The sequence below is a fragment of the Pseudomonas sp. RGM2987 genome, from assembly GCF_022952855.1.
Taxonomy (GTDB): Bacteria; Pseudomonadota; Gammaproteobacteria; order Pseudomonadales; family Pseudomonadaceae; genus Aquipseudomonas.
The window spans coordinates 1-5,775 of record NZ_JALJDX010000066.1; the positions used below are offsets into that span (position 1 = coordinate 1).

2 protein-coding genes are annotated in these 5,775 nt (G+C 62.9%); both read right to left on the bottom strand.

What is annotated here, in order from left to right; all coding sequences use genetic code 11:
* Positions 1-82 precede the first annotated feature (82 nt).
* Positions 83-4,765, bottom strand: a complete 4,683-nt coding sequence (locus RGM2987_RS00660) for a DUF6543 domain-containing protein (protein ID WP_245138190.1) — start codon at positions 4,763-4,765, stop codon at positions 83-85.
* A 129-nt stretch (positions 4,766-4,894) separates the two neighbouring features.
* The gene (locus RGM2987_RS00665; protein ID WP_245138191.1) at positions 4,895-5,614 is read right to left on the bottom strand and encodes a FadR/GntR family transcriptional regulator; all 720 of its coding nucleotides are present in this window, start codon (positions 5,612-5,614) and stop codon (positions 4,895-4,897) included.
* Between the last annotated feature and the right edge of the window lie 161 nt (positions 5,615-5,775).

Sequence of the window (5,775 nt, forward strand, 5' to 3'; positions counted from 1 at the left end):
GCCTGATATAGGGGCTGCTGCGCAACCCAGCGGGAGCAAGCTCCCTCGCCACGGAAGTGGTGCACCGTTGCCTTGATGGCAATCAAGGCGCCAACGGCAAGAACCGGCTCAGGGCCAACGGTTTGCCGATCTGTCCTCGATGCACATTCACTACCGCGTAAGGGCTGTTGGCCTTGGCCAGCAGCGAATGGTAGTGCTCCAGACGCTGTCCCCTGGTTTTCAGGTGCGCGACGCTGTAGTCGGCTTTCGGCGTGTCGGCCGTTGCGTAGTGAAAATGCGCGAACCAGAGGGGCCGTCCGTCACGGTCATTGATCGCGTACTCCTGGAGAAAATCCTTGCGCGGGCCCATCAAGGCGGTGCGTTCCCCCAGGAGCGCCACCTGGATCAGGTCCTGGTCGAACAGGTAGCGCAGGTTGCTGTCGGTGGGCGGCAGTTTCAGGCTCAGTTCGGTGCGCAGTTCGTGGCCCCTGGTGCTCAGGCGGGCGGCGGCGCCTGACAACTGTTGGCCCAGTGCCTCGTCTGCCGGTGTGCGTGAGGCCGGCGATGCGATGAACGCCCGGTCCAGTTCCTCGGCAAGCGTGCGGAAACGACCCGCCTCATTGTTCATGATTTCCTCGATTTCCTGAGGAAAGCGGCAATGTGTCTTGTAGCGTTCCGCGCGGCTCATGCGCTGGTCCAGCTCATCGAGCAGCTTTCGTCCATCCGCCCGGATCGACCTGACTGATCGTGTGTGGGGCACAGGGGCCGGGCGGCGTATGTCGACCACATCCCAGACATCCTCGTGGCGCGAATAGGTGGCAAGTATCTGATCGTCCCCTTCGGAGCGCATCTCCACGACGTCGACCGGTAGGCTCGTACCGGCGGGTTTCAGGTCGCCGATCAGGACACCATTGTGACGGGTCCTGATCAGTTTTTTCTGCACAAGCCCGGTGCCTGTCCTGGAGCGTTTCGGCGCACGCTTGCGCGGTGTCGGCTCGGGCTTGATTTCTGCCGCGAGCTTCCCCGAGACCTCTTGGTAAAGCCCTTCCACCAGTTTGATCAGCCGGTCGAAATAGGACGCGTTGATGTCGTCCGGGTAGAGAGCCTTTGTCCACTTCAACGCATCCAGGGTCTTGCCGTATTGCTCGGTCAGGCTTGTCAGCACCTCGAGTTGTTCTGACGCAGGCAGGTCGTACATTCGCAGGTCATGGTGGGAGCGCATCTGCTCCGCTAACGGCGTGACAATGCGAAGCAGGCTTTCTGCCAGGCTCGATTGCAGATTCTTCACCGACAGAATGGGAAGGGTGGAGAGTTGCAGGGTCTTGCTGCCGATGGCATTTCTCTCGTCCAGCGGCCGGCCGCTGGTCAGGCGTTCAAACGCCTGTGCGCCCGCCGCATCGAGATTCAGTAGCCGCTCCAGATAGTCGTCCTTGAGTTCCAGCCAGTGGATCGCTCGATCATTGATGTCGCTCATGGTGTCGAGGTACTTCCGGTACGGCTCAAGGTTGTAAGCGACGATTTCCCTGAAGTCGCGATCTCCGTGAAATTGGGGATGGGCTTGTCTGGTGGCGACGTGGTCCTTTTGGGTGATCAGGAACGCCTTGCGGGCATTGTTAACCACGTTTTCCATCAGCCCATGCAGGTAGCCAGGCGGGAACCCGATACCCAGGCTGGCACGTTCGGGTGCGCTGTCCGCCATCTTCAGATAGATCTCGGTCTCCTCCTGTAGCAGGTCGTAGAACGTCTTGCGCTTCTGGGCACGCTGGGCTTCGGTGTAGTCGCCATCCTCGGTTCGGGTCATGACCTGCTGGGCCACGTCCAGGGCTTTTTCTCGATCATCGTCCTGTTCAATCCATCGGTTGTGTTCCTCGAGCAATTGCCGGATACGCTGCAGGTTGGTACGGCGTTGCGCCTCCACCCGCTTGGGCGGCATGCCGCCGCGCAGGCGCAGGCGTAGATCCAGCGACCAGTTGCCCTGGCCGTCCGAATTCAAAGGCGGGCCGTTGGCGCTTGGGTCGCGCGGGTCGACAATCGTCACGCTGCCGTCTGCTTCGGGGCTGACTTGATACAGGCGGTCTTCAACCAGGGCGTGCCAGGTGTTGTCGATCACATACAGGCCTGTGTTCGGACCATAGCCAATCGGTTCGGGCAGTGACGCGGGGCGCGGCAATTGCACCCGCAGCAAGTAGTTGTGCTGCGCCGACGTCAGGCGCTGGCGAGCGTTGGCGAAACCGAGGTCCAGATACCCGCTGGAAACGGCGGAGTGCTTGCCGGGCAAGACAACGGGTGTGTCGACAACGCTGGGTGGCACCGGCGCGGGCCATTGCTCGGGAATGGCCCGCGGCGCGGGCGTATCCATGGCCTGCTCCTTGATGGCTTCGGGCAGCGGCGCATGGGCTGGGCTGATGCCGGGAAACTGGCTCACCAGCATACTGAGGTTGACCAGCAGATCGACGGCAGCCAGCTCCCGGGTCACCGGGTCTTTGCTGCTCAGCGCCGGAATATCCTGGCTGGCACTCGCCATCAGGTTCCAGAGCCAGGCGGCGGCCATGACCGGGCCCCGCAGCAACGGCATCAGCAACGTGTTGAAGATCAGGTTGCCGCCTTCCAGCAGCACGGCCCAGCGGCTTTCGCTGTTGGACACCGATTCCCGGTCTGCCTGGCTGACCAGGGCGTGCGCATTGCTGCGGTAGAGGCAGGGCATCAGGTCGCCATTGTGTAGCCACTTCTGCAACTCGGCGTTGCTTTCGTCGTCGACCGCGAGTGTTGCCGGGGCGGGTTTTGCCGGAAGGCTGAACTCGTCGCCCTGGAAAAAACGCACGATGTGCGGCTCGAGGAAGCCGCCGTCGGCATAGAGGGGGCGGGCGATGTCGGACATCCAGGTGAGGATGCTGTCTTGCAGGTCGCCGGGGGTGACGACGGCTTGCAACAGGGCCTGGCGGGTCGGGTACTCCTGCAACGCGGGGGAATAGAGCGGGCGATAGAGCAGGTGCGGGCCGCTGCTGACGTCTTGCGGCTCGATGATGAACATGTTCGTCACAAGGTCGGGCTGAGCCCCGGGCTTGCACAGGAAGGCCAGGTGTCGGATCGTCACGGGTCGGCCGTCGAGCTTCTGGCCGTCAGTGTCCGGTTGCAGGACGGCGGCAAGCAGGCGCAGGCCCTGGCGGGTCACACCGTTTTTCTGCTCCAGCCGTTGTTGCAGGGCCTCGAGCTGCAATTGCGCCGGCATCTGGTCGGTGAACAGCCGTTGCCGCTGCCGCACGTGAGGTAAATCATCCACCAGCCGTTGTTGCAGGTAGCGAGGATAGGTCGTGCCGATGTCGACCTGTTCGATCAGTCCGTTCCTGCGCGTGATGAAATCCGGGGTCAGCCACGCCGGCAACGCCAGCCCCCGGCGATGACTGAGCGCCAGGTTGGCACTGGGCCGGGCGACGAGGTTGTGGATCGCCAGCTCGGTCAGGCTCAGGGTTTTCTTCTCGATGATCCCGGCCGTACCGGGGTAACCGGCAGCCACGGTGAAGGTCAGCTCGACGTCATCGGGCCGGTAATGGCTGGAGGGAGCCCGGTCCAGGCGGTTGTCGTTGGTCTGCTGCATCTGTTTGACCAGGGCGTCGGCGGTGAAGGCCTGGATGTCCTGGATGTCGCTGAGATAGGTCCGACCCAGGTTGCGCTTCTTGGCGCTGGCGACGGTCAGGTTGAGGTGTTGAAAGCGGGTTTGATCAACCCTGGAGGCGTTCTTCAACCAGGTGGGCAGCAACGGTTCCAGACGCGCCGACGTTTCAGGTGTGAGGCGCGGGACGTCAAGCAGGTAACGGGCAGGGTCGCTCAAGTCTTGATACAGCGTTGTCAGGCCTTGCAGGCCCATTCGCGAAGGCAGCTGCACTGCCTGCAAATCGGCCAGTTGTTGCTCCAGGATCATGGCCGCCTGGACGTCGAAGGCGTGGCCGCCGATTTCATTGCGTTGGCAGGTGATGCTGTCGACGAGGTACTGGCCGGCGATCCGGGCGCTCCAATAACCGTTGAAGGCCTCCAGCGAAGGAAAAGTTTGCACGGCACTGCCGGGGCTGCACAGCAGGTAGACGGTCGAGCCCTGGGACGAGTGGCTCAGGAGGATCTCGCTGCCGAGCAGTACGCGGCTGGCGTCGCCGTGGCTGATCCGGGTCTCCAGGCTGTAGGCATAAGTCGGTGACGGGTTGTTGTGATAGAAGCGCAGGTCACGGTCCGGCCAACGGACGATCTGGTCCAGGGCTTCGCGTGCCTGATCGGTCAGGCCTGGCTGTCGCAGCCTGCGGATATGCAGGGTGTTCCTCAGCACATCGCTGAGCCAGCGCCAGTGGCTGATGCCCTTGTGGTTGCCGATCTCGGTATTCCAATAGTCGGTCAGCGCATCCTGCAGTCCGATCGGCACCGTCCAGGGCAGCTCGATCAACAGTTTCTGGATGTCGTTCATGTCTACGTTGCGCCCGGCCCAACGGAGTGGGTGCGGCATCCTTTCGGTCAGGAAGCAGGAGAGTCCTCCCGCATCCCTGAAATCCCAAGGCATGCCCAGGGCCAGGTAGTCGAGGACGCGGGGCATGAAGGGCTGGATTCGCCAGGCGCGATCGGCTGCGTTCGGCGTCGCCAGTTGGACCCGGGACAGGTCGAAGGACGATGCGGGGTACCTTGCCTGGATGGCTTGTTCCAGCAGGCGCCGGACCACCTGTTCGAAGGTCGGGCGACGGGCGAATTGCAGGCTGACGGTCTGCGCGAACGCAGACACGTTGTCAGCCGGAGCGGTTGAGGTCATGAGAAGTCCTTTTCATAAACGCTTGGCCGTCGAATGACGACCTGAAAAGTATCGACTTCTGTGTCTCGCCGGGGCGGTAGATAAATACCGCCCCGGCGAGTGCGGGGTATGTCAGGGCTGTGGACGGAATCAGGCGGGATCTCTGCCCAGCACCACGTTCAGTGCACTGCGGGCATCGTCCAGTTGCACCAGCGTGGCATGGCGGGCCCCGAGGGCATCACGGTTCTCGATGGCGGTGAGAATAGCCTTGTGTCGCGGCATCGCCAGCTCGTGCAGATTGGGGCGTTGGTTGGAATGCTTGAGCGCTTCGGCGATGGCCACCGACAGCATGTTGCACAGGTTGGCGAGCAGGTCGTTGTGGGTCGCATCGGCGATGCGGCTATGGAAATCCAGGTCCGGTTGCAGCAGGGCTTCGGGCGTCGGTGCCGCGTCCATGCGTTCATAGGCTTCGCGGATGGACGCGATGTCGTCGTCGGTGGCGAACTGTGCGGCCAGGGCCGCGGCGGCGGGCTCGATGATGCTGCGCACACTGGTCAGCAAGCCAAAGAATTCATTCTGCGGGCTGCTCTGCATCAGCCAGTGCAACACGTCCGGGTCGAGCATGTGCCATTCCCGCCGGGCCTTGACCACCGTGCCCACGCGCGGGCGTGAATACACCAGGCCCTTGGCGACCAGCACTCGCGTCGCTTCGCGCAGCACTGGGCGGCTGACGGCGTACTCCTCGCACAGCAGGGCTTCGGCGGGCAGTTTATCGTCCGGCTTGAAGCGTCCGGAGACGATCTGCATGCCCAGTTCCTGGACGATGCGCGCATGCATGCTTTTGCGGTCGGAGGGTTTTCGGTAATCCATGGGCGGCGGCGCGAACCTGTGGGAGGGGATGTCGCGCATGATAGCAGGCGCGAGGAGGGCGGGTCGCTAGTGCGATCTCATGTTGAAGCGGATCCCCTGATGTGGGAGCGGGCTTGCTCGCGAAAGCGCTGTATCAGTCGCCACGGATGTAGCTGACATAC

Excerpts from the sequence above, each read along its gene's own strand:
- RGM2987_RS00660 (WP_245138190.1), bottom strand. The coding sequence starts at position 4,765 with ATGACCTCAACCGCTCCGGCTGACAACGTGTCTGCGTTCGCGCAGACC.
- RGM2987_RS00665 (WP_245138191.1), bottom strand. The coding sequence starts at position 5,614 with ATGGATTACCGAAAACCCTCCGACCGCAAAAGCATGCATGCGCGCATC.